The sequence below is a fragment of the Streptomyces sp. CA-106110 genome (assembly GCF_050936285.1).
Classification (GTDB): Bacteria; Actinomycetota; Actinomycetes; order Streptomycetales; family Streptomycetaceae; genus Streptomyces.
Genome location: NZ_JBNJNB010000001.1, coordinates 11,350,701 through 11,376,725, shown reverse-complemented (window position 1 = coordinate 11,376,725; position 26,025 = coordinate 11,350,701). Strand labels below are relative to the sequence as shown.

Genomic DNA, 26,025 nt, shown 5'->3' with positions numbered 1-26,025 from the left:
GTGCCGACACTCCTGGTTATGCCACGTCCCACACCCCCTAGGCAGCTGCATCCCGACCGTCTTCTGCCTGCCGACCCGGGCGTACGCGCCATCGCGCGGCGACTGTACGACACCGTGCGTGAGCTGCCGATCATCTCACCGCACGGGCACGTCGATCCCCGCATGCTGCTGGACGACGAGCCGTTCCGCGACCCGGCGAGCCTGCTTGTCACCCCGGACCACTACGTGACCCGGATGCTGCACGCGAGCGGGGTGCCGCTGGCCGAGCTGGGCGTGAGCCGCGGCCCGCTTCCGGAGTCCGAGTCGCGTGCGGCGTGGCGACATCTGTGCGGCAACTGGGCGGTGTTCCGCGGCACTCCGGTCCGCTACTGGTTCGACGCCGAACTGTCGGAGATCTTCGGCGTCCACGAGCATCCCAGCGCGGACAACGCCGAGCGCCTGTACGACAGGATCGCCGAGCAGCTCGCACACGAGAAGTTCCGGCCGCGCGCGCTCTTCCAGCGCTTCGGCATCGAGGTGCTGGCCACCACGGACGACCCGTGCGACGACCTGAGCGCACACCGCGCCCTGGCCAACGACCCCACCTGGGGCGCCCGTGTCATCCCGACCTTCCGCCCGGACCGCTACCTCGAACCGGCGCACACGGGCTGGCGGGACGCCGTCCTCCAGCTGGGCGAGACTTCCGGCGCGGACACCGGTTCATACAAGGGTTACCTCCGCGCCCTTCAGGCACGCCGCCAGTACTTTGTCGAACACGGTGCGACCTCGGCCGACCACAGCCACCCGGACGTGCGCGCCGAGCCACTCCCCGCCGCGGAGGCCGCCCGGATCTACACGGCGGCACTGGCCGGCACCACGACCGACGCCGAGGCGACGGCCTTCCGCCGCCACATGCTTTTCGAGATGGCCCGGATGTCCACGGAGGACGGGCTGGTCATGACCGTGCACCCGGCGGTGCACCGCAACCACCACACGCCCACGTACGAGCAGTTCGGCGCGGACACCGGCCACGACATCCCGGTCCGGGCGGAGTTCACGCGGGCGCTGCAGCCGCTGCTCGCCGCCTTCGGTACCCATCCGGGCTTCCAGCTGGTGCTGTTCACCCTCGACGAGACGGTCTTCTCCCGCGAGATCGCCCCGCTGGCCGGCTTCTATCCGTCGGTGTACGCGGGTGCCCCCTGGTGGTTCCTGGACGCGCCGGATGCGATCCGCCGGTACCGCAAGGCCGTCACGGAAACCGCCGGCTTTTCCCGCACGTCAGGCTTCATCGACGACACCCGAGCGTTCTGCTCCATCCCGGCCCGGCACGACATGTCACGCCGGCTCGACAGCGGTGTGCTGGCCGAACTGGTCGCCGAGCACCGTTTGGACGAGGACGAGGCACTGGAGACCGCCGTCGAACTCGTGACCGGCAATCCGCGAAAGGCGTTCAAGCTGTGAGCACCACCTCTGCGGTCGCCCGTCGCCTCTCCCGTGTGACGTACGACGTCCGCCCCGCTGCCCCGGTCCGTATCCTGCACCTGGGCCTGGGCAACTTCTTCCGCGCACACCAGGTCTGGTACACCGACCGGGCGCCGGGCGCCGACGAATGGGGCATCGCGGCCTTCACGGGCCGTCGACCCGACGCCGCCGAAGTCCTCCACGCGCAGGACGGCCTCTACTCCCTGATCACCCGCGGCCCCGACGGCGATCGCTTCGACGTCCCCGCCGCGCTGTCCGCCGTGCATCCCGGCACGGACCACGCCGCCTGGCTCGACTACTGGCGGCAGCCCGCACTCGCTGTGGTCTCACTGACCGTCACAGAGGCGGGTTACACCCGCAGCGCGGACGGCGGTCTGGGTCTTGACCGCCATGACGTCCGCGCCGACATCCACGCGCTGCGCGAGAACCCCTCGGCACGTGTCCTTACGGCCGCCGGCAAGCTGGTGGCCGGCCTGGAAGCACGCCGTGCCGTAGGGCTCGGCCCGGTCGCCCTGATGCCCTGCGACAACCTGCCGGGCAATGGCGCGGTGCTGGAACGGGTCGTACGCGAACTGGCTGAGCGGACCGGCCGCCCCGAACCGGTCGAAGCGGTGGACAAGCAGGCCGCATTCGTCACCACCATGGTCGACCGCATCACCCCGGCCACCACCGACGAACACCGTGCCGCCGTACTCGCACAGACCGGTCTCATGGACGCCTCCCCTGTGGTCACCGAACCGTTCACCGAGTGGGTGATCAACGGTGACTTCCCCGCCGGCCGGCCCCGCTGGGAGGAGGCCGGAGCGACGTTCACCGATGACGTGACGCCCTATGAGGAACGCAAGCTGTGGCTGCTCAACGGCGCCCACTCGCTGCTGGCGTACGCGACCCCCCTGCGCGGCCACGAGACGGTCGCCGAGGCCGTCGCCGATCCTGTCTGTCGCGAATGGCTCGAAGACTGGTGGATGGTGGCGTGCCGCCACCTCACGCTGCCGCAGGAGGGACTGCGGGACTACCGGGCCGCGCTGCTGAAGCGGTTCAGCAATTTCCGTATCCGGCACGGGCTCGCGCAGATCGCCGCCGACGGCTCGCAGAAACTGCCCGTCCGCATCGTGCCCGCGCTGCGCCGCGAGCGTGAGCGGGGTGAGCTGCCGCTCGGTGCGACGCGCGTGCTGGCCGCCTGGGTGTGCCACTTGCGGGGCGTGGGTGCGCCGGTGAAGGATGCCGCCGGTGCCTCGCTGCCGCAGGTCGGCGGCACAGTCCCAGACGCCGTGCGTGCCGTGCTCACCCATCTTGATCCGGTTCTCGCGGCCGACACCCCCGTGGTGAACGCGGTGCTGGCGCAGGTCACTGAGCTGGCCGGAGAGGATCCGGTGACCTCATGACAGTCTCTGCGACGGACCAAACGCCTGGCGAGATCGTCATCGGGCTCGATGTGGGCACCACCGCGGTCAAGGCGGTGGCGTTCGGCGTCGGAACCGCCTGGCGCCGTACCGCGGTCCGCGAGTACCCCTTGCTCACCCCCAGTCCGGGCCGGCAGGAGCAGGACCCGACCGCCATCGCCGCCGCGGCCTTCTCGGCCCTTGAGGCGTGCGCCGAACAGTGCGCCGGCTCCCACATCCTCGCCGTCTCCGTCAGCACCGCGATGCACGGTCTGATCGGCCTTGACGCCGGGTGCCGGCCGCTCACCCCGCTGGTGACCTGGGCGGACGACCGTGCCCGCGAGGAGGCTGCGCAGCTGCGAACCACCGGGCGAGCCGCGGCACTCCACCAGGCCTCCGGCGCTCCGGTCCATCCGATGACACCGCTGACCAAGCTGATGTGGTTCCACCACGCGGAGCCGGAGCTGTGTACCAAGGTGCGCTGGTGGGTGGGGCTCAAGGACTACGTCCTGTGGCTCCTGACCGGTTCGCTGGTCACCGAACTGTCCTCGGCGTCCGGCACCGGTCTGCTGGACCTTTCCACGCGGACGTGGCATCCCGCGGCGGTGGACCTCGCCGGCGTTGCTCCGCAACAGCTGCCGCAGATCATGCCGACCACCTCCGTGCTGCCGCTGTCCGCCGCGGCGGCCGGGGACGCCGGCCTGCCGTCCGGCACCCCGGTGTGTGTGGGCGCCGCCGACGGACCGCTGGGAAATCTAGGTTCGCAGGCGATGGAACCGGGCACGGTGGGCCTGTCGCTGGGCACCAGCGGCGCGGTCCGGGCCATAGTGCCCGAACCGTTCGTCGCTCCGGGCGGCAATCTGTTCTGCTACGCGCTCACCGACACCGCGTGGGCGGTCGGCGGCGCGATCAGCAACGGAGGCGCCGTGATGCGCTGGGCGGGCCGTACGTTCGGCCCCGCCACCAGCAGTGACGACGCGCTGTCCGACGAGGACACACTCTCGCTGGCCGCAAACGCGCCAGCAGGCTGCGACGGCCTGGTCATGCTTCCCTACCTGCTCGCCGAGCGGGCCCCGCTGTGGGACCCCGATGTGCGCGGCGCGTACCTCGGAATGCGGCACGCGCATACCCGTGGCCACTTCGTACGGGCCGCGCTGGAAGGCGTGGCACTACAACTGTGCACCATCGTCGACGAGCTGGACCGCATCGAGCCGGTGAAGTCCGTGCAGGTCACCGGCGGCGCCTTTCGCTCGCCGCTGTGGCGCTCGGTGATCGCCGCGGCACTCAACCGCCCTGTACACATCGCCGCCGTCACCGAGGGCTCGGCCCTGGGCGCCGCTGCGCTTGGGCTGTATGCACTCGGACGGGCCACCCAGCTCGCCGACGCACCTGCGTTGCTGGGCACGCCTGCGCCGCGAACCGGCAGGCCGGTCCCCATCATCCCGGCAGACGCCGAGCTGTACCGGAACCTGCGAGCCGCGATCCCCCGTTTGCTCGCGTCGTACGCAGCGGTCGCCGACCTGTTCGCGTAAGGAGACCGACCGTTCCCGACAGCCGCCCCTCCTCGTCCTGACGCATCGCTGCCCGACCCCATCCACAATAAATCGGCAGGATCCAATCACTATGACTACAAAGACTGACGTAGGTGTCATCAGTCCGGCCGTGATGGGCCGCAATCCAGCCCGGAACTTCGCCCGCCCCGGCTTCACGGTCGCCCTGTACAACCGCTCCGGCGCCAAGGCCCCTGCGCTGACTGAGGAGTTCGGGCACGAGAGGACCTTGGTCCCCACCGATTCCGCTGCTGGTTTCCTCGCCGCCCTGGAGCGGCCTCGCCGCCTGGTCATCACGGTCCAGCCCGCCGCCACGACGGACGCGGTCATCGAGCAGCTCACGCCGATGCTGGAGCCCGGCGATGTGATCACCGACGACGGTGACTCCCACTTCGCCGACGACGAAGAACGGCACTCAGGTCGGGGGCACATCGTGCTGCACGCAGTCCGGCATCGCCGAGGCGGTCTTCGCTCGTTCTCCGGTCACGCCGCGGACCCACGACTGCCAACCCCGTCGGCCGACGAAAAATTCGTCAAGGGGCTGGGCGCGGCTCAGGACGCCTGGCGCGAAGTGGTCACCACCGGTGCGCGCCTGGGTATCCCCACCCCCGGCTTCTGCGCCGCACTGGCGTCCTCGGACACGCTGCAAAGTGAAAGCCTGCCGACGGCTCTGACTCACCCACGGCGGGAATTCTTCGGAGCGCACACGTACCGCCGGGTAGTCCAGGAGGGGAGCTTCCACATCCAGTGGGGCGGTGACCGCGTCGAGGAACGAATCGAGTGAGGCCCGATGTTCGAAGTCGAATTCCACCAGTACATGGGCGCTTCCGGCCGCGCCGTGAGTGTCCTGCGGCATTCAGGGCACGACCTCGGCCGGCCCTTGGTCGAGGCCGCCCACGCGACAGCCGGATACCGCTTCCTTCCCGTGTTCTACCTGGCGCATGCGGCGTACCTCGGCTGGTCCCCCAACACCGAACAGATGCTTCCGGGCGTCTTCCGTCCTGGCCAACGATTGACCAGGACGGAAGACGCGGGCCCGGAGACTTTGATGGCGTTGTTCACCCTCCAGTACGCGGAGAGGTTCGCCGATGACAACTGGGCCGAGCTACTCGATCCGCATTTGGTCCGCGGAGTGGCGCACATCTCCGCCGGAATCGGTCTCCCCTTCGCTGAGGAAGGCTGGACACGCGCACTGTCCGGCGGCCTGGCTTCGTGGCGGGACCTACGCACAGGAAAAGGCACCAGCGTGCTCGTCGACACCAGGCACCAGCGCCTCAACATCATCCCCTACTGACCTCGCCCCGCTGTCTGCCCGGGACAGCGAACACGCCCGCACCGACTCGCAGGCGGTGGTCACGGGCACCCAGCCGACCCCGCAGTCCGCTCCTCGCACCGCAAGCCCTGTGGCACAGCCCCGGGCAGAGAGAGCGCCGCCGTCCGACTCACCGGCGCCGCGGTCATTCACCCCGTGGCCCGAAGCTGGCGCCTGTCGCCCCGGTTGACGGTTGCGCCGGGCACGCTGTGTGGGCAAGCCCGCGAGCAGGCGCCCATGCGGCCGATGTAGCGGTTCTCCTCGTCGGCGCCGTTGGCGTTGCCGAAGCAGACGTCCTCGATCCGGGACGGCTCCAAGTCGGGTTTATTGGCGTGGAGTTCAGGGATCGTATGGGCGGCCAACCCCGACCGCACTCCGCTACGGCCATATAAGTCGGCAGCTGAGCACCAGATCGCGGAGGAATTTCTATGCCAGCCATTGACACGGTCTGCAAACGATTGCAGAGTTCAGCGCGATCACCCCCACCTCGACCGTTTCCGAACTCTGCAACCGTTTGCAGAGTTCGGTGCGATCAGCCCCACCCCGATCCGTATCGCCTGCATCCCCGAAGAGGTCCGGCATGGCTGTAACGATCCGTGACGTCGCGAAGGCGGCCGGCGTCTCAGCTTCCACGGTGTCACGAGCACTGTCGCAGCCGGACATGGTCGACCCCTGCACCCGCGAGCGGGTGCTGACGACGGCAGCCAGGCTGGGCTACCAGCCCAACCGGGCGGCACGCGGACTGATCACCGGGCGCACCGGCAACCTGGGGCTGATCGTCCCCGACCTGGCCAACCCCTTCTTCCCCATGGTCATCAAGGGGATCCAGGCGCAGGCCAGGGATGCCGACTACGCGGTCTTCCTCGCCGACAGCGACGAGAAGCCCACCCTCGAGATCGGTCTGGTGCGCGCCCTGGCCATACAGGTCGACGGCATCATCCTGTGCTCTCCTCGGATGTCCGACGCCGAACTGCGCGAGGCGGCGGGATGCGCACCTGTCGTCCTGGTCAACCGGCGCTCCGGACGGCTGCCCGCCAGCCTGGTGGACAACGCCGGCGGCCTGCGCGAGGCGGTCGATCACCTCGTCGCGCTCGGCCATCGCCGGATCGGCTTCGTCGCCGGCCCGCGTTCCAGCTGGTCGAGCGGCGAGCGGCTGCGCGGGCTGCGGGCAGCCGTCGAGGCGGTACGGGTGGAGCTGGTGGAGATCGGCAACTTCGCCCCGCAGTTCGAGGGCGGTGTCGCGGCAACCGACGCCACACTCGCCTCCGACATCACCGCCGTCATCACGTACAACGACCTGATGGCACTGGGGCTGATCCAGACCCTGGCCTCCCGCGGCATCGAGGTGCCGCAACGGTTGAGCGTCATCGGCATCGACGACATCCCCACGTCTGCAATGGTGCACCCCTCGCTCACCACCCTCTGCGTTCCCAAGGAGCAAGTCGGGCGCGCGTCCGTCGATCTCATGGTGCAGCTGCTGGGCGATCCCCAGGCCGGCTCCCGCCCGCAGCGAGAGCTTCCCACCAGGCTGATCGTCCGCAACACCACCACCGTTCCTCCTCTCTGACCTCCAGGCCCTCGCGCCTCACACGTTGCGCAGGCGCCGAGAAGGGACCCAACTCATGCGCACTTCCCGCTACACAGCCGTGCTCGTATCCACCGCGGTGGCCCTCGGCCTCCTCACCGCCTGCGGCGCCCCGGCCACCTCCGGCCAGGACCGGGGCGCGACCTCCGGAGCCGTCCCGGAGACACCGTCCAAGCCGGTCGCCCTCAACGTGCTGGACGTTGCCGGCAACCTGCAGCTCACCCAGGGCATGATCGACGAGTTCGTCAAGCAGAACCCCAAGGTCGTCTCCAAGGTGACCTACTCCCAGGCGCCCGCCCCCGACCTGGTCGGCAAGATCAAGGCGCAGCAGGGAGCCGGCCGGGTGGACATCGGTCTGGTGCTGACCGGCGTCGACGGCATGGCGGCCGGCGTGGAGCAGGGGCTCTGGGAGCAGTTGCTGCCCGAACATGCGGACCGGCTCACCAATATGAAGGAGTACCAGGAGCCCGCCGCGAAGATGCAGGAACTCGCCGGGGATTATGGCGTGACCGTGACCTACTACCCGTCGGGCCCGCTGCTGGAGTACCTGCCGGGCAAGGTGGCGAAGCCGCCGAAGACGGCTCAGGAGCTGCTGGACTACGCCAAGGCGCACCCGGGCAAGGTCGAGTACGCCCGTCCCGCCAACTCCGGCCCCGGACGTACCTTCCTGATGGGTCTCCCGTACATCCTGGGTGACAAGGACCCCAAGGACCCGGTGAACGGCTGGGACAAGACCTGGGCGTACCTGGGAGAGCTCAACAAGCACGTGCACACCTACCCCTCCGGCACCACGCAGACGATGAAGGACCTGGCGAACGGCACCGCCGACATCATCGTGAGCACGACCGGCTGGGACATCAACCCGCGGGTGCTCGGCACCGTGCCGAAGGAGGCAAAGGTCACCACCCTGAAGGGCTTCCACTGGGTCACCGACGCGCACTACGCGGTGATCCCCAATGGCGCCTCCACCGACCAGCAGTCGGCGGTGCTGAAGCTGATCCAGTTCATGCTCACCAAGAAGCAGCAGGCCAAGGCGTACGACGACGGCTACTTCTACCCCGGCCCGGCGGTCAAGGGCGTCGATCTCTCCATGGCGCCGCAGAAGAGCCAGGACGCGATCCGGACGTTCGGCCGGCCGGAGTACGACGCGCTGATCGCCGACAACCCCAAGGAAGCCCCGCTGGACGCGAAGTCCGTCGTCGAGGCCTTCGACCGTTGGGACCGCGAGATCGGCGGGGCGAAGAAGTGACGGCTAGTCAGAATCGCTTCACGGAACTGCGGCTCGACGGGGTCGGCCGCCGCTTCGGCGGCCAGGACGCCCTCAGCGGGCTGGACCTCAGCGTCCGGGCCGGTGAATTCATCGCCCTGCTCGGACCGTCGGGCTGCGGCAAGTCCACCGCACTGAACTGCCTGGCCGGGCTGCTCCCGCTGACGGCGGGCAGCATCTGGCAGGACGACCGTCGGATCGACGTGCTGCCGCCGGAGAAGCGCGGGTTCGGCATGGTGTTCCAGAACTACGCGCTGTTCCCGCACATGTCGGTGCGCGGCAACATCGCCTTCGGTCTGAGGATGCGGCGGCTGCCCAAGCCAGAGGTTCAGCGCCGCACCGACGAGGCGATCCGCCTGGTCCAGCTCGAGGAGCACGCCGGCAAACTGCCCGGTCAGCTCTCGGGCGGCCAGCAGCAAAGGGTGGCGATCGCGCGCGCCGTGGTGCTGGAACCGTCGCTGGTGCTGATGGACGAGCCGCTCAGCAACCTCGACGCCAAGCTACGGCTTGAGATGCGCACCGAGATCCGGCGGCTGCACCAGAGCCTGGGACTGACGACGGTTTACGTCACGCACGACCAGGAGGAGGCACTGTCCATGGCGGACCGCCTGGTGGTGCTGCGCAGTGGTCGGGTGCAGCAGGTCGGCACCCCTCAGGAACTGCACAACCGGCCGGCGAACCGGCATGTGGCGGACTTCATGGGGTTTCGCAACCTGCTGCCGCTGACCGCCGGCGCCGGGGACGCTGGCGGGCTGGTGGTGGAAGGGCTCGGGTTGCGGCTTCGTGCCACGCCGGTCGGCCGGATAGCGGCCGGGTCGCCGCTCGTGGTGGGCATCCGTCCGGAGGACCTCACGGTAGTGGATCCGAAGGCCGCCAACGGCGCCCCGGGTACGGGCGCACCGTCGGACACGCTCCAAGCGGTGGTGGAAGTAGTGGAGTACCAGGGCCGCGAACTGGCGGTCGAGGCCCGCACGGCGGAGGGACTGCGCCTCCACCTGAAGAGCCGCGAGCGGCCGGCGCCGGGCGACGTGCTGACGCTGACGGCCGCCCCCTCCCGCGTGCTGGCGTTCCCGGCGGAGGATGACGAGCCGCTGCCGCCGGACGCGGCCACCGCATCCCCTGCGGCCCTCCCGGCCGAGGCGACCACCGGGGGTGCGGCGTGACCGGCACAGTGCCGCGCCCGCTTGAAACCGCCCCCCGCCCGCACAGTGGTGCGGGCTGCCCCGGCCTGCGGCACCGGCTGGCGGAGCGCGGTGTGGACAGCCGGCTGCTGCTGCTGGTGCCCGCGTTCGTCTTCGTGCTCGGCCTGTTCATCTACCCGTTCCTGTACGGCCTGGGGCTGTCGTTCCAACCGACCTCGGGCGGCGGTCCCTTCGCGGACTACCAGCGGTTCTTCGCCGACTCGTACCAGCGGGGCACCATCGGCAAGACGCTGGGGCTGGCCGTGCCGGTCTCCCTGTTGAACGTGCTGGCCTCGGTGCCGATCGCGCTGCGCATGCGCGGTAGGTTCCGTGGTAAGCGGCTGGTCACGACCCTGCTGGTGATCCCGATCACGCTGGGCACGGTGCTGGCTGCCGAGGGCCTGCTGAACTTCCTCGGCCCCACCGGGTGGTTCAACCGCATCCTGCAGGGGGCCGGTCTCACCGACCATCCGGTGCAACTGGTCAACAACTACTGGGGTGTCTTCTTCTCCTTGGTGATCACCGGGTTTCCGTTCGCGTTCCTGCTGATCCTCTCGTACCTGTCCGGTATCGACCCGACGCTGGAGCGCGCCGCCGCCACCCTGGGGGCGGACCGGTGGGCACGCTTCCGTCGCATCACCCTTCCGCTGCTGGCTCCCGGCCTGGCGACGACGTTCTGCCTGACGTTCGTGCTGGCGTTCAGCGTCTTCCCGTCGGCGATCCTGGTCGGCAATCCGAGCGGGGAGACCAGGGTGATCTCCATCGCCGCCTACCAGGCGGCGTACGAGCAGTACGACTACCCGTTCGCGTCGGCGATCGCCGTGGTCATGGGCGTCGTCGAGCTCCTGGTGATCGCGGTGGTCATGTTGTGGCGCTCGCGCCTGTACACCGGATCGACGGGAGGCAAGGGCTGATGGCGGACGCACTCGGTGCACCCGTCGACGCCGCGGCAGTGCGGACGCGGCGCAGGATTGTGGCCGGCCCCGGGGCGTGGCTGGTGTGGGGGGCGGTGGTCCTCTTCCTGGTCGGCCTGCTCGGTGTCGTCGGCTCGGTGCTCGTCAACTCCTTCGGGACCCAGTGGTTCGACACCTGGCTACCGCAGGGGGTGACCACCCGGTGGTACTCGACGGCATGGCAGGACTTCGAGCTGCTGCATGTGATCATTGTGACCCTGGAGGTGTGCCTCGCGGTGGTAGCGCTGTCCGTGCTGGTCGGTGTCCCAGCCGCGTACGTCCTGGCGCGGCGCGACTTCCCCGGCAAACGGATCGTCTACCTGGCATTCCTGCTGCCGATCCTGATGCCCCCGATCAGCTACGGTATCCCGCTGGCGACCGTGCTCTACAAGTTCGGCCTGGCCGGCCATCTGTCCGGTGTCGTGCTCGCCAACCTGGTGCCGTCGGTGCCGTTCGTCATCATGACGATGACGCCGTTCATCGAGCAGATCGACCCGGCGATCGAACGGGCGGCGCGAATGTCGGGCGCCCGGCTGGGGTCGGTGTTCACCAGGATCCTCGCGCCGCTGTTGGTGCCGGGCATCCTGGCGGCGGCGATCCTGGTGTTGGTACGGACCGTGGGCATGTTCGAGCTGACCTTCCTGACGGCCGGGCCGGACTCGCAGACGCTGGTGGTCGCGCTGTTCTACTCGATGTCGGCCTCCGGCATCCGGGCGCAGCAGTCGGTCGATGCCATGGCCGTGATGTACATGGCCATGATGCTGGTCCTGTTGGTGGCGGCGCTGCGCTTCGTCAACCCCACCCAACTGGTGGCCAGGGTGAAGGAGGAACCGGAGCCCTGACACGTGGTCGGCAGGCAGGCCGGGAGGCGCCATCGGGTGCCTCCCGGCCTGCCTGCTGTGGAGGGCGGGACAGGAAAGCCGACGACTGCGCGGGCGGTTCAGGGACCGGCGCAGCACCGCCTTGCACGTCCGGATGCCTGATACGGGTCCGCGTCCGCGGCTTCCCCGGGGAAGGGAGCCACGAAGGCGGTCCCGTACGGTGTGCTCGGCCTGGACGCCCATACCGGCTGGATCTCGGCGGACTGCACAGGCGATGCCGCCGCGTTCGCGGTCGCCACCCTGCGCCGCCGGTGGGAGAGGGATGGTGGGAGTCGCCGTCCGGCAACGACCCGACTGCAGATCACCGCAGACGAGGACGGTGGCGCGGGTACCGGGTGCGCGCCCGAAAGAAGGAGCCAGCCAGCTTCGCCCACGCGGCCGGCCTCGTCGAGGGTGTGCAGCTTCCCAGTGGGAACGCAACGCCCTTGCTCGAGCACGACAAGCACATGGGGCTTCCCCCGCCGAGTAGCCGAGGGGATTCTCACCCCTCGGCCCTCACAGATCCGTACGTGACGATCTCTCGTCATACGGCTCTTGTCGCTCTGGTCACCAGACGCGGGGAGCATGGGTGGTCCAGGCCCAGTGGGCGAAGAACCGAGGTCGTCGTGAGACGGCCTGGTTCCACGCCATTTGGGCTTTCTTCCTGCCCCGCAGCCGTTTGAACTTCTTGCGCATCCACCGCATCACGTAGGCATTGACGCGTTCCAGGAGGGGATACAGGGCCGACTGGTAGAAGGCCCCGTAGTACGCCATCCATCCCCGAATGATCGGGTTGATGAACCGTGCGAGGTCTGCTTCGGTCAGGCTGGTGCGGTGGTGCAGCCGCCAGGACCGCACCTCGGAACTGATACGGCGCAGGGCCTCCCCGCTGACGGCGGGGAGGAACGACCGGAACATCCGGCCGTCCTTGCGCACCGCGGAGCGTGTGCGGAAGGTGAACCCCAGGAAGGTGAACTCGGTCTGCTCGTACGAGGCACGCCGGTTGGCATCCTGGCAGTACACGATCCGGGTTTTCTCCGGGTGCAGTTCAAGCCCCACCTCGGTCATCCGCTTCTCGATCGCCTTGAGCACGAAGCGTGCCTGGCGTTCGCTGACGCAGTGGACCACCGCGTCGTCCACGTAGCGTTCGAACCCGATGGCGGGGAAGTTCCGCGCCATCCAGGAATCGAAGGCGTAGTGGAGGAAGAGGTTGGCGAGGACAGGCGAAACCGAAGAGCCCTGGGGCGTCCCCCGGTCCCGCTCGCGCCGTGTCCCGTCGGGCAGTTGCAGCGGTGCGGCCAGCCAGCGCCGCACGTACAACAGGACCCAGGACTGGGACGGATCAGTGTGGGCAGCGACCGCCTTGAGGACCAGATCCCACGGAACGCTGTCGAAGAACGCGCGGATGTCCAGGTCGATGACCCAGTCCGCCTTCCAGCAGCGCTCCCGGCACCGGCCCACAGCGTCGATCGCCGACCGCCCGGGACGATAGCCGTATGAGTCCGGGTGGAAGACCGGTTCGGCCTTCGCCTCCAGCACCCCGGCAACCACCGTCTGAGCGATACGATCCCCGATCGTGGGCACGCCCAGAATCCGGACGCCCCCTTTCTTCAGGGCCCCGGCGAGTGCCTGGATCGTCCTGGCCTGGGGTGTTGATGTCGGTGGTGGGCCCCGGAAGCAGGTGAACACGGCACCTGTGGATCATGTAGTTCTCTACGCTCCAAGATCCACGAAGGTGCCGTGTTCGTTCCTCCATCATCCCCTGTCGCTGTCCCCGTGCCTCATGCGCCCTGCCTGGAAGCCCTCGGCCAGGGTGCCGCCAAGGACCAAGTCCGCAGCCTGGTCACGGAGTTCGAGTCGGTCACCGACCCGAGAGGGGCTTGCGGAGTGCGGTACCGGCTCTCCTCGCTGCTGGCCCTGGTGGTCTGCGCGATGACCCCGTCCGGCCACGACTCGATCACCGCGGCGGCGGAGTGGTGCCGACGTGCGACGCCGGAGGAACTGGCCGCCTTCGGCCTGCCCTACCACCCACTCCTTGGCCGCTACCGGGTGCCGAGCGAGAAGACCCTGCGCAGCGTCCTGGGGCGGCTCGATCCCGGTGAGATCGGCGCGGCCGGTTACGACTACCTTCGGCCCTTGCTGTCCACACAGCCCCGCCGGCCGGAGCCGGTGATGCCCGACGGCGCAACCGAGCGTGAACAGCGCCGGGCTCACCGGGCGGCCGCCCGCGCCGAGCCGGCACGGCTGAGGCGGCGGGCGATCGCGGTGGACGGCAAGTGCCTGCGTGGCGCGAGGCGCCCGGACGGCAGTCGGGTCTTCGTCCTGTCCGCCGTCCGTCACGGCGACGGTGTCACTCTCGCCTCCCGCGAGATCGGCGCGAAGACCAATGAAATCCCCGAGTTCGCACCTCTTCTCGACCAGATCGACGACGCGGATCTCGCGGGGGTGGTCGTTACCGCCGATGCCCTCCACGCCCAACGTGACCACGCCACCTACCTGCGCGAACGCGGCGCTCACTACCTGCTGACCATCAAGAACAACCAGCGTGGCCAGGCCCGTCAACTCCACGCCCTGCCCTGGAAGGAGATCCCTGTGATCCACCGCGACGACGCCCGGGGCCACGGCCGTCACGAGCAGCGGCTCGTGCAGGTCGTCACCGTCAGCGGACTGCTCTTCCCGCACGCGGCCCAGGTCCTGCGGATCCAGCGCCGCCGCCGTCTCTACGGAGCGAAGAAATGGTCCAGCGAGACCGTCTACGCCATCACCGACCTGCCCGCCGAGGAAGCGAACGCAGCCGAGATCGCGTCCTGGGCTCGCGGGCACTGGACCGTGGAAAATACCGTCCACTGGTGTCGAGATGTCACCTTCAACGAGGACAAGTCCCAGGTCAGGACCCACAAAGCGCCCGCCGTACTCGCTGCCCTCCGCGACCTGATCCGCAGCGCGCTCAAGCTCGCCGGCTACGTCAACACCGCCGCCGGACGACGAGCCCACACCGAGCGCCCCCGCGTCCTCACCCTCTACGGCATCACATGATCAAACCGGACGATCCCGGCACTCGCCGGGGCCCTGCCCCTTTCTTCGGGATCTCCACCGCACGCACCGGGGGTGGGAAATAGGTGCCGGAGGAGAGACGGTTCCAGATCCGGTACAGATTGTTCTTCAGATCCTTCTCGAACTCTTCCATCGACACCGCATCCACACCCGCAGCGCCCTTGTTCGACCTGACTTTCTCGTACGCCTCCCAGACGGACTGCTTCGAAATATCAAATGGCTTGCCTGATGCTTTCAACTCGTTCACGCGACTCCTCCCGGGAAACACCCGGTTGATCGAATAAACATAGTCACGAACGACCCGGCCCCTTCGCTCCGCCCCCATTACAGGGGCTTCATCACTACTACGAGCCGGTCCGCCGGCGTGCCTGGCATCGGTACTCAGTCCCTCACGGCTTCGGACCGTCCAGGACGCTCCCTTTCTCCCCGCTCACCAGCGGAGACGTATCCAGGCCCGCCTTCTCCTGTTCCGCACGAAGGCCGCAGACCGGGCTCGCGCCGCCTGCATGCCGGACACCGCCTGGCCAATAAACGGGCACCCGCCAGACTCCTCCCGGGACTGCCTTGACACCCCGGTTCTGATGTCAACTCTACTTTTCGACACGTCAGCAGCGATTCACTTGCGTTCGCCTTCCCGATCCCCACCTGACACCGTTTTCCGGCGCCTTTTCCTCATCGTTCACCACGGCAGTCTTCAGCTAAGCGGATGACCTGAAGTTCTGCGCGGAATCCGGGGCGGCGGCGTCGGCCGGGCGCGATGGCCTCGATGACACGGGGACCTCGCCGGGTGTTGTATCGAGGTTGAACAAACTATGACAAAACCGGCGAGGTCAAGGCCAGTATGCGTCCGGCATCCGTGTTCGCCAACCCTCCCGGCGTGGCGGACCAGCACCTGTACCACCTGCTGCACCACCGCTGGCGGGAGGCCGCCCGCGTCGTGATGGTGCTGCTGTCCGCCGCCGGCCTGACCGCAGGAGAGATCGGCGAGCTGCTCGGCTACCACCCGGCCACGGTGCGCCGCTGGATCCACCGCTACCACGCCGACGGCGCCCCGGGCCTGGCCGACCGCCCCCGCCCAGGACGCCCCCGGCTCGGCGGGCCGAGGTTGAGCGAGCGCATCCGCCGCCTGCTGACCCGCCCCGGGCCGTGGACCGTCCGCCGGATCCACCACCGCCTGGGCCGGCCGAAGATCAGCCCGCGCACCGTTTACCGGCGCACGCGCGAGCAGGCGGCCTGGCGGCGGCCCCGCCTGACGGCCAAGGGCGACCCGAACCGGCGGCGCGTCCTGGCCGCCCTGCGCCGGCAACTGCGGGCCCTGCCCCGTGGGTCGGTGGTCCTGGCCGAGGACGAGACCCACCTGCACCTGCTGCCGCACATCCGGGCGAGCTGGATCCTGCGCGGGACGCGGCAGCAAGTGGCCACCCCGGGAAAGAACCGGCAGACCACCGTCTTCGGTGCCCTGGAGGTGGCCACCGGCGCCTGGGTCTACACCCTCGACCGCCGCCGCAGTGCCGCCACCTTCGTCGCCTTCCTCCAACTGCTGCTGGCCGCCTACCCCGACACCCCGGCCGTCGCGGTGCTCTGCGACAACGACAGCATCCACCACGCGAAGGCGGTGACCGCCTACCTGGCCGACCAGCCCCGCCTGCGCCTGCTGTTCGGCGCCCGCTACAGCCCGCACGACAACCCGGTCGAGCGCATCTGGGCCGCGCTGAAGGCGTTCCTCGCCAACACCGCCGTCACCTGGCCGAGCCGCCTGCGCCAGGTCCACGCCTTCTTCCGACAACGCTCACCCACCCAGATGCTGACCACCGCCGCACCCTGGTCCTCACCCTGGCTGCCGAGGGATTACGCGCAGAACTTCAGGTCATCCGCTTAGCGCAGCATGAGGTCGAGTAGCCGGGGGGAATTTCACCCCCCGGCCCTCACAGATCCCGGCGTGACAGTCTCCCGTCACCGGGCTCTTGTCATCCTGATCACCAGAACGTGGGAACCCATGCCCAATGGGCGAAGAGCCTGGGGTACTGACGGGTGATACGCCGCCAGCACGCATGGGCCTTCTTGAAGGTCCGCAGCCGCTTGAACTTCTTGCGGATCCAGCGCATCAAGTAGGCGTTGATGCGCTCCAGGAGGGGAAGCAGCGCCGTCCGGTAGAACGCACCGAAGTACTGCATCCAGCCCCGAACGATCGGATTGATCGCCCGTGCGAGCTCGGCGAAGGTCCGGCCGATCTGTCGGTGAAGCCGCCATTGCCGCACTTCACCACTGATCTTCTTCGAGGATTCCTTGCTGATCGCCGGCAGGAACGAGGTGAACCTCTCCCCATTCCTGTCGATGGCCTTGCGAGCCCGGAAAGTGAACCCCAGGAAGGTGAACTCCGTCTGCCCGTACGGACGTCGGCGCTTATTACCATCCCGGCAGTACACGATCTTGGTCTTGTCGGGATGCAGCCGCAACCCAACTTCCCGCATCCTGTTCGCGATTGCCTCCCGTAGTTTCCGGGCCTGACCCTCGCTGACACAGTGCACAACACCGTCGTCTGCGTACCGTTCGAACGGTACGCCCGGATACTCCCGGGCCATCCACATGTCGAACGCATAATGCATGAACAGGTTAGCCAAAACAGGCGAAATCGCAGAACCCTGCGGGGTTCCGCGATCGCGCTGCTGCAAGGTCCCGTCAGGCAGTTGCAACGGCGCCTCAAGCCACCGCCGCACATACAGAACTACCCAGGGGAGATCCGTGTGGGCCCGAACCGCTTTGACGACAAGGTCCCAGGGCACGCTGTCAAAGAATTTCTGGATGTCCAGATCGATCACCCAGTCATACTTCCAACAGCGTTTCCGGCACGCCGCGACCGCATCCAACGCGGACCGCCCAGGACGGTAGCCGTAGGAGTCCTGATGGAAGATCGGTTCGACCTTCTCTTCAAGACGCCGGGCTACTACCGTTTGAGCGATTCGGTCAGCCACGGTGGGCACACCGAGCAAACGAACCCCACCACCATGCGACTTCGGGATCTCCACACCCTTCACCGGAGGCGGAAAGTAACTCCCCGAAGACAGACGATTCCAGATTCGATAGAGATTACCCTTCAGATCCTTCTCGAAGTCCTCGATGGAGCGCCCGTCCACCCCTGCCGCACCCTTGTTCGTCTTGACCTTCTCGTACGCCTCCTGAACCTCCCACTTCGAGATCTCAAACGGCTTGTCCGATGATTTCAACTGGTCCACCCAGCTCCTCCCGGAGAACTTCCGGTTGACCGAACGAACAATCAGTCACGGATGACCCGGCCCCTTCGCTCCCCCTTCATTACAAAGGGTTCCTCACTACTACGAGCCGGTCCGCCAGCACACCCCGCGTCGGTACTCAAACCCTCACGGTTCTTCCGCTTGGGCCGCTCCCTCTCGCCACCCGCATGACTCAAGCGGCACTATCAGGGCATGCCTTCTCACGTTCCATGCGAGAGCCGCAGATCAGGCTCACGTCGCCTCCGTGCCGGACACCGCCTGGCCAGTAGACGGGACTCCCGCCAGACTTATCCCGGAGCAACCACAAATCTCCGGTTCTGATGTCACCTGTTTTCTAACGACACTTCAGCAGCGATTCACTTGCGTTCGTCTTCCTGATCCCCACCTGACGGCTCTACCGCCGCCTTTTCCACATCGCTCACCACGACGGTCGTCAACCAACGCAGCATGTGGCGGTTTGGCACCATCCCCCGCAGGACGGAACCGAGGGGCCAAGTCCCTCATCTCTCGCACAGCACCGCATCGCGAAGCTCTCCTACCTGAACTCCCCTCTGCGTTCGTGACACACGTGGTTTAAATCCTCCCCCCGCAGGGCGAATTTGAAGGGCCAAACCTTCATCCTTCGTACAGCATCGCTACAAGAAGAGTTCCTACATGCTTCTTCCTTTCGCGTTCAGGACACAACAAGGCCGGGTAGTTAGCGTTGCCGCAGGTCACGTGAGGGGTGTTGACGGGTTTCTGATGTAGAGCAACGGAGCTCGTTGGTACAGGCAGTCGTCCAAGACAGCTTGTCCCGCAAGGAACTCCGTTGCCCTTTCATGGTGTCCTGCCGTCCGCGCTGACGACCATCACCCGTACGGTCACTGTGGCCGCGGGCAGGTTCACGCCCGGCCATCTGGGGGAGCTGACGGCGATCGTGCCGTTCGGGCTCGTCGACGCGCTCTTGTCGGAGACGAGGACCGTGCAGCGGCGGATGCGTGATCTGCCATCCCGGGTCGGGGCCTCCTCCCTACTCGCGACGTGCCTGTTCCCCAGGGTCGGCTACCGACTGGTCTGGGACAAGCTGGCCGCAGGTCTGTCCGGGCTGCCTGCCGGTCGTCTGTCCGAACAGGGCAGTCGTTGCGTGACCTGCGCCGGAGACTCGGTAGAGCGCCGATGCGGGCGTTGTTCGAAGCGCTGGCCGGACCGCTTGCCCACCCAGGGACGCCGGGATGCGGTTCGGCCCGTACCGAACGGTGTCGTTCGCCGACTGCAGTTCGCAGAAGATCCCCGACTCCGAGCGGAACCGTTCCTGGCTGGGGAGGACCGCCCACCATGGTGATCCGACGCTGGAGTTGATGACACTGGTCGAGACCGGCACCCGGGCCCTGATCGGCGCGGTGTTCGGCCCTACCGCCGAGGCGGAGACGAGCTATGTCGGCCGTCTGCTGCATCTGCTGAGGCCGGACATGCTCGTGCTGTGGGACAAGGGGTTCGACGGCAACGACTTCCTCGCCTCGGTGACCGCCACCCGTGCCCAGGTCCTGGGCCGGCTCCGCAACAACCGGCGCACCCCGGTCCTGTCCCGTCTCCTGGACGGCTCGTACCTGCCGGTGATCGGCACGGTGAGGGTACGGGTCATCGACGCGCAGATCACGGTGACCTGCGCGGACGGCACCGTCTTCACCAGGTCCTACCGGCTGGTCACGACCTTGACCGATGCCCGCCGCTACCCAGCGACCGCCCTGATCGACCTCTATCATCAGCGGTGGGAGCACGAATCGGCGTACTACGCTCTCCGTCACACGATCATGAACGGACGCCTGCTGCGCTCGGGCGACCCGGTCGGCACCGAGCAGGAGATGTGGGCGCTGCTGGGGCTCTACCAAGCACTACGGACGGTCATGGTCGACGCTGCCGAATCCGCCCCGGGCACCGATTCCGAACGCTGCGGGTTCACCATCGCCCTCCAGACCGCCCGTGACCAGGTCGTCCAGGCCGCCGACGTCATCCTCACGACCACCGAGCCGGTCGGCCTCATCAAACGCCGGGTGCTGGCCGCCCTGCTCCCGCCCCGGCGGATCCGGGTCATCACCCGCAAGGTCAAATCACCGGTCTCCCGCTACAGCGAGCGCCTCGACGACGGCAGGCCCGACACCAGCCGCACCGTCATCGACCTCGACGTCACCGTCCTCGGACTCGGACCCGAAGAACGTTCCCTGCCCGACGTCTCACGAGAGGACCGGCACACTCACCGCTCCCCACACAGCCGTCGGGAACGGGTCCTGGAACTCCCCCGGGCCGGCCCCGAACGCCGCTGGCCTGCCCGCGAACTCGCCCAGCACCTCGGCGACATCACCCTCGGCACCATGTACAGACAACTCTCCCGCTGGACCAAGGACGGCCACCCTTGAAACCACGGCCCCGGCATCTACACAGCCGCTACGCAAGAGCCGATCAGCTCCCTTGCGTGACCTGCGGGAACGCTGACTACCCGGCCTTGGGGGAGGTCCCCATCGCGGTGACGTCGGGGTGGTGCTGTCGCTGGAACCGATATGCATCCGCGGGTGGGGCCATCCGGTGATGTGCGGCCAGGTGTGGCGGCCCGAGCGGCGGCTTCCAGGGGGACCCGTTCTGCACCAATGACGGTGCCGGAGTCCCAGGGCCCCGACGTCTTGCGGTATCCGCGTCCGCAGGCGTACCGGATCGGCGGAGTCCGCGCCCTCCGATGCGTCCTGCATCGTCCGCCACATGGTGTGGCAGATCGGCGGCTGGCGTCCCCGCCTCGGCCTTGGACACACCAGTGTCGCTGGACCCGGCCCCCGAAGCGTCGAGCGCTCTGTGGCGGTCGGGTCCAGCGACGAAGGCGGTCCCTTGTGGGGGCACTATCCCTGGTGGCCCCTGGGTGTACGGATCGTGACCGTCTCGGTGAGCGGCAGGTGCGACGAGGAGTTGCCCACCTGGATGCGGTAGGTGCCGTCGGCGGTCTTCCACCGGCCGGCCGCGGTGTCCCACACGGAGAGCGGATGGTTCGACGCCACGGGGTCGATGGTCAGCTCGACCTGCTGCTTCTCCCCCGGCTCGAGCCGGACCTTCTGGAACGCCACGAGGCGCCGAGGCGGCTCTCCTGTGGCAGACGGCAGGCCGAGGTACACCTGGGCGACCTCGACGCCGGCCACCTTCCCGGTGTTCTCCACGACAAACCGGACCTTGACCGGCTTGGTTCCATCGGACGTCTTCGGGGTGACCACCAGCTTCGACATCGTGAAGTCGGTGTAGGAGAGCCCGAACCCGAACGGGAACGCCGGCTTGGCGTTGTTCGCGTCGTACCAGCGGTAGCCCATGTCCAGACGTTCGCTGTAGGTCGCCGTGAGATGGCCACTGCCGTCCGGGTCGGTCCCGGGCCACTGCTCCACGGTGGCGTTGGCGCCCTCCCGTTGCTGGGCGGGGAAGGTCATCGGCAGCTTGCCCGACGGGTTGGTGATCCCAAACAATAGATCGGCGACGATGTTGCCGTCCTCCTGCGCCGGGTACCACGCCTCCAGCAGCGCGGGCACCTTGTCCAGCCACGGCAGCAAGACCGGTCCGCCGTTCTTGAGCACAACGACCGTGCGGGGGTTGGCTGCGGCCACGGCGGAGACGAGCGCGTCCTGGTCGACCCCGTCGCTGGCCGGCAGGGAGAGGGTGGACCGGTCCACTCCCTCGCGGGAGATGTCACCCACCATGACCACGGCGACGTCCGACTTGGCGGCCAGGGCGGCGGCCGAGGCCGGGTCGGTCCCGTCGTTGTAGGTCACGGTCGCGTCCGAGCCCAGCTTGCCCAGGGCGTTCTCCAGTCCTTGCTTCGGCGTGACCGTGTACGGAGCGGTGACGACGATATTGTCCGAAGGTCCTTGTGAGTTGAACTTTGCACGCCCAGCGAAGGTCTGACTACCAATCAGGGCCACCGAATGCAGTGAATGCGCGTCCAGCGGCAGCGTCTTCCGCTCGTTCTTCAGCAGCACGCTGCCCTGCTCGCCCAGTTCACGGATCCGTCGCCCGTTGCTGGCGAAGTCGATGGGCTTCAGCGAGTTGACGGGGTGGTCGAACTGACCAAGCTTGAACATCACCTTGTAGCGGCGTTCGAGCATCCGGTCGATGTCGGCCGTCACGATGTCGCCCGTGTCCAGAGCTGCGTGGATCAGTTGGGGAGTGAACCAGCGCGGACTGGCGAACTCTAGATCCAGTCCGGCCTTGATGGCCGGGGCGGTGCTGTGCGTGGCGCCGCGGTCGGACATCACATAGCCGTCGAAGCCAAGGTCACCGCGGAGCCAGTCGCTCAGCAGCTGCTTGTCCTCGCATGCGTACACGCCGTTGAGGTGCGGGTAGGAGCACATGACCGACGCCAGGCCGGCGTCCCGGCTGGTCATCTCGAACGGCAGCAGGTACAGCTCGTGCATGGTGCGGTCGTCGACGACCGTGTCCATCTGAGTCCGCTGCGTCTCCTGCTCGTTCGCAGCGTAGTGCTTGGCGACCGACTGAACGCCGTGCGCCTGCACCGCGTTGACCTGGGCTACCGCCATCCGTCCGGCGAGGTACGGGTCCTCGCCGAAGTACTCGAAGTTGCGGCCCGCGTTGGCGATGCGTCCAAGATTGATACCGGGTGTCAGGAGCACGTTCTGGGCACTCGCCCGAGTCTCCTCACCAAGGATGTCGCCCCATTCGGCCGCGGCACCCGTGTCCCAGGACGAGGCCACGGACAGCGCGCTCGTCATGCCGGTCGAGGTCGGCGCCACCAGGCAGTCCCCGCCCCCGAACGGGCCGTTGGTCATCCGCAGCGTCGGGATCCTCAGCTCGGGAATCCCCTCGACATGGCGGCCGGACGGAGAGAAGTCGCAGCCGGGGATACCGGTGTTGGCAACCGGATTCATGGCGATCTGCTGGATCTTCTGATCAAGCGTCATCCGGTGGACAAGGAGGTCGGCACGTACCTCTGGCGCGAGCGCGGTGTTCATCCAGGGCAGCTCCGCGGCCGCAGACGTCGGCGACGCCAGACCGGCGACGACTGCGACACTGAGACCGACGCACAGCAGCCGCACTCTGCGCAACATGCGCGGTCCGAGGGATCCGGGGGGTCTTGGCACTCTGGTCCTCCAATGCTCTTGACGGTCTCACGCGCGAAGGGTGCAGGAGGGACACGGACTCGCGCCATGAGCTGTGCGCGCCATGCCGTCATGCGCGACGCGAGTAGGACGCCGGGTTGCGGACGATGGTGACTGCGACCGGGACACCGCGGCAACCGCTTGCCATTTGTTGCCGCCGGACAGAGGCACGCCGCTTACGGCAGCAGACTCCCTGTCAGATGTGTTCAGTGGCAGCTGGGTTCGCCGTTCGGTGGGCGGGCGGGAGAAGAAGCCGTCCAAGTGGCGGGCACCTCGGCACCCACCAGAGCAGCGTTCCGCTGCGGACCTCGCTGGTTCCGGCCTCGACCGTGCGGGCCCGGCTGGGCGAGTGCCGCCGCCGATGTCGAACAGCACCGCGGCCGGCTCTCCGGGGGGCGATGTCGTCCGGCGCACGGCACGCCGCCTCAACGCCTCTGGTCGAGATCTCCACACTCCCGAGGCCGACCACGTCGGCCCGGACGCGGTTCCCCCGGCCCATCAGTACGCCCGGGGTGGCGGCGCCAGCGAGGGCTTCCTTGGCGGACATGAAACAAGATTCATCGCCCCGCGCCTTGCCAGGGCCCTGCGAACGATTTCAGAATCGGCCACACGACGAGACAGCCGCCCCACCCCGCACCGACCCGTGGTGGCTCAGCTGGCTCAGACCCCGCGTCGGCGCCCTCCGCCGCAGCCCTAGATCCGCTGTGCCGAACCTGGGCTCTGCATCTCCCAGAAGCGGTCCGCCCTGCCCGGGGCCGCCGCATGCCGGGCCTCGGCCTCCGACGCTCCCCCGGTACCGACGACGGCTCCGTAAAGACGACGGCCAGAAGGAGATACCCATGCGCTCGTTTGGACCGTACGCAAGAAAGGTCACATTGTCCCTGCTCGTGTTCGCCCTGCCGTTGTCGGTGGGTCTCGGCACGAACGCCACGGCGATCGCGCCCTCACAAGTCCCCGGCGGCGACGGCCACGACCCGCAGATCGGGGCACGGACGAAGAACGTGCTGACCGTCCATGGGAAGCGGTTCAAGGACTCCAACGGCAACGGCCGACTGGATCGCTACGAGGACTGGCGGCTCCCGGCCGAGCAACGCGCGGCCGACCTGGTCGCCCGGATGACGTTGCAGGAGAAGGCCGGTCTGATGCTCACCGACTCGCTGTACATGGGGTCGAGCCGGTCCTGCCCGGCGGGTCCGGACAACGGACTGCTGTGCGAGACCGGCAACGGCAAGTCAGGGGCGGAGGCGACGTTCGGGACCACCAAGCGCATCCAGGACCTGGGCGAGCGCTACTTCATTATCCGCGACAACCCGACCGCGAAGGATCTGGCCACCTGGATCAACCGCATACAGAGGGTGGCGGAGAGTAGCCGGCTGGGCATCCCCGCGATGATGGTCTCCAACCCGCGCAATCACGTGAACCCCGACCAGGCCTTCGGCATCAGCGAGGCGACCGGCCAGTTCTCGACCTGGCCCGGCACGCTCGGCCTGGCCGCGACGGCGGACCCCGCGCTGGTGAAGGAGTTCGCGCAGATCGCCGCGAAGGAATGGGTCGCCTCCGGCATCCACAAGGGCTACATGTACCAGGCGGACGTCGCCACCGAACCACGCTGGACCCGCGTCAGCGGCACCTTCGGTGAGAGCCCACAACTGGTCGCGGAGATCACGAAGTCGCTGGTCGAAGGCTTCCAGGGTAAGACACTCGGCCCGGACAGCGTCTCGATGACCGTGAAGCACTTCCCCGGTGACGGCGCGGTGGACAAGGGCCTCGATCCGCACTTTGCATCGGGCCGGTTCGCGGCCTACCCCACCCCCGGAAGCCTGACCAAGTACCAGCTCCCCTCCTTCGAGGCTGCGATCAAGGCGGGTACGACCTCGATCATGAGCTACTACAACGCCCCCAGCAACGCGCTCAGCGTTCCGCAACTGAAGGGCGGTGCGCCGTTCGAGGAGGTGGGCGGCGCCTACAACAAGGCGATCATCGCCGACCTGCTGCGCAAACAGCTGGGATTCAAGGGCTACGTCAACACCGACAGCGGCATCATGACCACCACCCCGTGGGGCGTGGAGAACCTGACGGTCCCGCAGCGGTACGCCAAGGCCCTCAACGCCGGCAGCAACCTTTTCTCGGTGACCGGCGACCCGGCCCTGCTCGTCCAGGCGGTGACCTCCGGGCTGGCACCGGAGAGCAAGCTCACCGACTCGGCGCGGATGCTGCTGACCGAGCTCTTCCGGGTGGGCGCCTTCGAGGACCCCTACGTCGACCCCGACCGAGCCCAGGCCATCGCCACAGACCCGGCCTCCCAGACCAAGGCCGACGATGCGAACCGCAAGTCCGTCGTGCTGCTGCGCAACGACCGCGGCCTGCTGCCGCTGACCGATGGTAAGACGAGGAGCGGCAAGCTGTTCGTGGAGGTCGACACCAAGACGGGCGGCGCCGCCCAGACCGAGGCGCTGAAGGCGCTGATCCGCAGGACGGACCCGTCTGTGGTCCTCACCGACAACCTGAGCGAGGCGACGGACGCCCTGGTCTGGGCGAGGCCGAACACCTTCACCGTCTCCGACACGGAAGGCCAGTCCCTGGAGCTCAATGCCGACACCGGCATCGACGTGGCCCGGATCAAGGCCATCGAGGCCGCGGTGCCGACCGTCCTGGCGGTCAACCTCACCAACCCGTGGATCATCAAGGACATCGAGCCCGGAGCCGCGGCGGTGCTGGGCACCTTCGACGTGAAGTCCGAGGCACTGCTGGACGTCATCCGCGGCCGCTTCGCCCCCACCGGCAAACTGCCCATCACCCTGCCGGCCGACAAGCACGCGATCGCCATCAGCAAGCCCGACGTCCCTGGATACGACGAGGGCCCCGGATACGTCTACCGCGACCACAACGGCACGGCCTACGGCCTCGGCTACAGCGCGTCGTACCGCACGGTCCGCTGAGCCGACCACCGCACCGACGCCGCCCGCCCCGTCCGGCCCACAGATGAAGAGAGGGATACGTGAGGGCCCGTGGGGTGCGGTGTCAGGCCCGCTCCCCACGGGCTGTCGGG

General features: G+C 68.0%; 19 protein-coding genes and 2 pseudogenes. 16 read left to right on the top strand and 5 right to left on the bottom strand.

Annotated elements, in window-relative coordinates:
- The first annotated feature begins 18 nt into the window (after positions 1–18).
- The 5 genes from uxaC (at position 19) to ACQEXA_RS52465 (ending at position 5,687) form a co-directional block, all read left to right on the top strand.
- Positions 19–1,440 (top strand): glucuronate isomerase, encoded by a 1,422-nt coding sequence (gene uxaC, locus ACQEXA_RS52485; protein ID WP_433133596.1) that lies wholly within the window; start codon positions 19–21, stop codon positions 1,438–1,440.
- Complete coding sequence (locus ACQEXA_RS52480) at positions 1,437–2,846, top strand: mannitol dehydrogenase family protein (protein ID WP_432922176.1); 1,410 nt, start codon at positions 1,437–1,439, stop codon at positions 2,844–2,846. The genes uxaC and ACQEXA_RS52480 overlap by 4 nt, the downstream gene beginning before the upstream one ends.
- A complete protein-coding gene (locus tag ACQEXA_RS52475) occupies positions 2,843–4,375 on the top strand; it encodes a gluconokinase (protein WP_433133594.1) in 1,533 nt (510 codons plus the stop codon). Before ACQEXA_RS52480 ends, ACQEXA_RS52475 begins: the two co-directional genes overlap by 4 nt.
- Before the next feature lie 91 nt (positions 4,376–4,466).
- Positions 4,467–5,177 carry an NAD(P)-binding domain-containing protein gene (locus ACQEXA_RS52470; RefSeq protein ID WP_433133592.1) on the top strand — a complete coding sequence of 237 codons (711 nt, stop codon included), beginning with the start codon at positions 4,467–4,469 and terminating at the stop codon, positions 5,175–5,177.
- Positions 5,178–5,183: 6 nt separating this feature from the next.
- On the top strand, positions 5,184–5,687 hold the full coding sequence (locus tag ACQEXA_RS52465; RefSeq protein WP_432922185.1) for a hypothetical protein: 504 nt from the start codon (positions 5,184–5,186) through the stop codon (positions 5,685–5,687).
- 200 nt (positions 5,688–5,887) lie between these two features.
- On the opposite strand, the pseudogene ACQEXA_RS52460 reads toward ACQEXA_RS52465, so the two are convergent.
- A pseudogene (locus ACQEXA_RS52460) lies at positions 5,888–6,118 on the bottom strand (hypothetical protein); the annotation flags it as partial.
- Between the two features lie 167 nt (positions 6,119–6,285).
- On the opposite strand from ACQEXA_RS52460, the gene ACQEXA_RS52455 reads away from it, so the two are divergent.
- The 6 genes and pseudogenes from ACQEXA_RS52455 to ACQEXA_RS52430 all read left to right on the top strand — a co-directional run.
- Complete coding sequence (locus ACQEXA_RS52455) at positions 6,286–7,272, top strand: LacI family DNA-binding transcriptional regulator (RefSeq protein ID WP_432922188.1); 987 nt, start codon at positions 6,286–6,288, stop codon at positions 7,270–7,272.
- A gap of 55 nt (positions 7,273–7,327) precedes the next feature.
- Positions 7,328–8,539, top strand: a complete 1,212-nt coding sequence (locus tag ACQEXA_RS52450) for an extracellular solute-binding protein (RefSeq protein ID WP_433133590.1) — start codon at positions 7,328–7,330, stop codon at positions 8,537–8,539.
- Complete coding sequence (locus ACQEXA_RS52445; RefSeq protein WP_433133588.1) at positions 8,536–9,720, top strand: ABC transporter ATP-binding protein; 1,185 nt, start codon at positions 8,536–8,538, stop codon at positions 9,718–9,720. Before ACQEXA_RS52450 ends, ACQEXA_RS52445 begins: the two co-directional genes overlap by 4 nt.
- On the top strand, positions 9,717–10,652 hold the full coding sequence (locus ACQEXA_RS52440; protein ID WP_432922194.1) for an ABC transporter permease: 936 nt from the start codon (positions 9,717–9,719) through the stop codon (positions 10,650–10,652). Before ACQEXA_RS52445 ends, ACQEXA_RS52440 begins: the two co-directional genes overlap by 4 nt.
- The gene (locus ACQEXA_RS52435; protein WP_432922196.1) at positions 10,652–11,533 is read left to right on the top strand and encodes an ABC transporter permease; all 882 of its coding nucleotides are present in this window, start codon (positions 10,652–10,654) and stop codon (positions 11,531–11,533) included. Before ACQEXA_RS52440 ends, ACQEXA_RS52435 begins: the two co-directional genes overlap by 1 nt.
- Before the next feature lie 165 nt (positions 11,534–11,698).
- Positions 11,699–11,995, top strand: a pseudogene (locus tag ACQEXA_RS52430) (ISAzo13-like element transposase-related protein); the annotation flags it as partial.
- Between the two features lie 123 nt (positions 11,996–12,118).
- On the opposite strand, the gene ACQEXA_RS52425 reads toward ACQEXA_RS52430, so the two are convergent.
- Complete coding sequence (locus ACQEXA_RS52425; RefSeq protein ID WP_432922293.1) at positions 12,119–13,135, bottom strand: reverse transcriptase domain-containing protein; 1,017 nt, start codon at positions 13,133–13,135, stop codon at positions 12,119–12,121.
- A 156-nt stretch (positions 13,136–13,291) separates the two neighbouring features.
- Here ACQEXA_RS52425 and ACQEXA_RS52420 point away from each other — a divergent pair, with 156 nt between their 5' ends.
- On the top strand, positions 13,292–14,587 hold the full coding sequence (locus tag ACQEXA_RS52420) for an ISAs1 family transposase (RefSeq protein WP_432920765.1): 1,296 nt from the start codon (positions 13,292–13,294) through the stop codon (positions 14,585–14,587).
- Here ACQEXA_RS52420 and ACQEXA_RS52415 read toward each other — a convergent pair.
- On the bottom strand, positions 14,580–14,852 hold the full coding sequence (locus ACQEXA_RS52415; RefSeq protein WP_433133586.1) for a hypothetical protein: 273 nt from the start codon (positions 14,850–14,852) through the stop codon (positions 14,580–14,582). The genes ACQEXA_RS52420 and ACQEXA_RS52415 overlap by 8 nt on opposite strands.
- 594 nt (positions 14,853–15,446) lie before the next feature.
- Between ACQEXA_RS52415 and ACQEXA_RS52410 the strand changes: the two genes are divergently transcribed.
- Entirely contained in the window at positions 15,447–16,484 is a 1,038-nt protein-coding gene (locus ACQEXA_RS52410; RefSeq protein WP_432920584.1) for an IS630 family transposase, read from the top strand.
- A gap of 97 nt (positions 16,485–16,581) precedes the next feature.
- On the opposite strand, the gene ltrA is transcribed toward ACQEXA_RS52410, so the two are convergent.
- Positions 16,582–17,838 (bottom strand): group II intron reverse transcriptase/maturase, encoded by a 1,257-nt coding sequence (gene ltrA / locus ACQEXA_RS52405; RefSeq protein ID WP_433133584.1) that lies wholly within the window; start codon positions 17,836–17,838, stop codon positions 16,582–16,584.
- A gap of 883 nt (positions 17,839–18,721) precedes the next feature.
- Between ltrA and ACQEXA_RS52400 the strand changes: the two genes are divergently transcribed.
- Both ACQEXA_RS52400 and ACQEXA_RS52395 read left to right on the top strand, forming a co-directional pair.
- Positions 18,722–19,177, top strand: coding sequence for a transposase domain-containing protein (locus ACQEXA_RS52400; RefSeq protein ID WP_432938804.1), 456 nt, complete (start codon positions 18,722–18,724; stop codon positions 19,175–19,177).
- Positions 19,068–20,249, top strand: coding sequence for a transposase (locus tag ACQEXA_RS52395; RefSeq protein WP_433133582.1), 1,182 nt, complete (start codon positions 19,068–19,070; stop codon positions 20,247–20,249). The genes ACQEXA_RS52400 and ACQEXA_RS52395 overlap by 110 nt, the downstream gene beginning before the upstream one ends.
- Before the next feature lie 471 nt (positions 20,250–20,720).
- On the opposite strand, the gene ACQEXA_RS52390 is transcribed toward ACQEXA_RS52395, so the two are convergent.
- Complete coding sequence (locus ACQEXA_RS52390) at positions 20,721–22,925, bottom strand: glycoside hydrolase family 3 C-terminal domain-containing protein (protein WP_433133580.1); 2,205 nt, start codon at positions 22,923–22,925, stop codon at positions 20,721–20,723.
- Positions 22,926–23,815: 890 nt separating this feature from the next.
- Here ACQEXA_RS52390 and ACQEXA_RS52385 point away from each other — a divergent pair.
- Positions 23,816–25,915, top strand: coding sequence for a glycoside hydrolase family 3 protein (locus ACQEXA_RS52385; protein ID WP_433133578.1), 2,100 nt, complete (start codon positions 23,816–23,818; stop codon positions 25,913–25,915).
- Positions 25,916–26,025 lie beyond the last annotated feature (110 nt).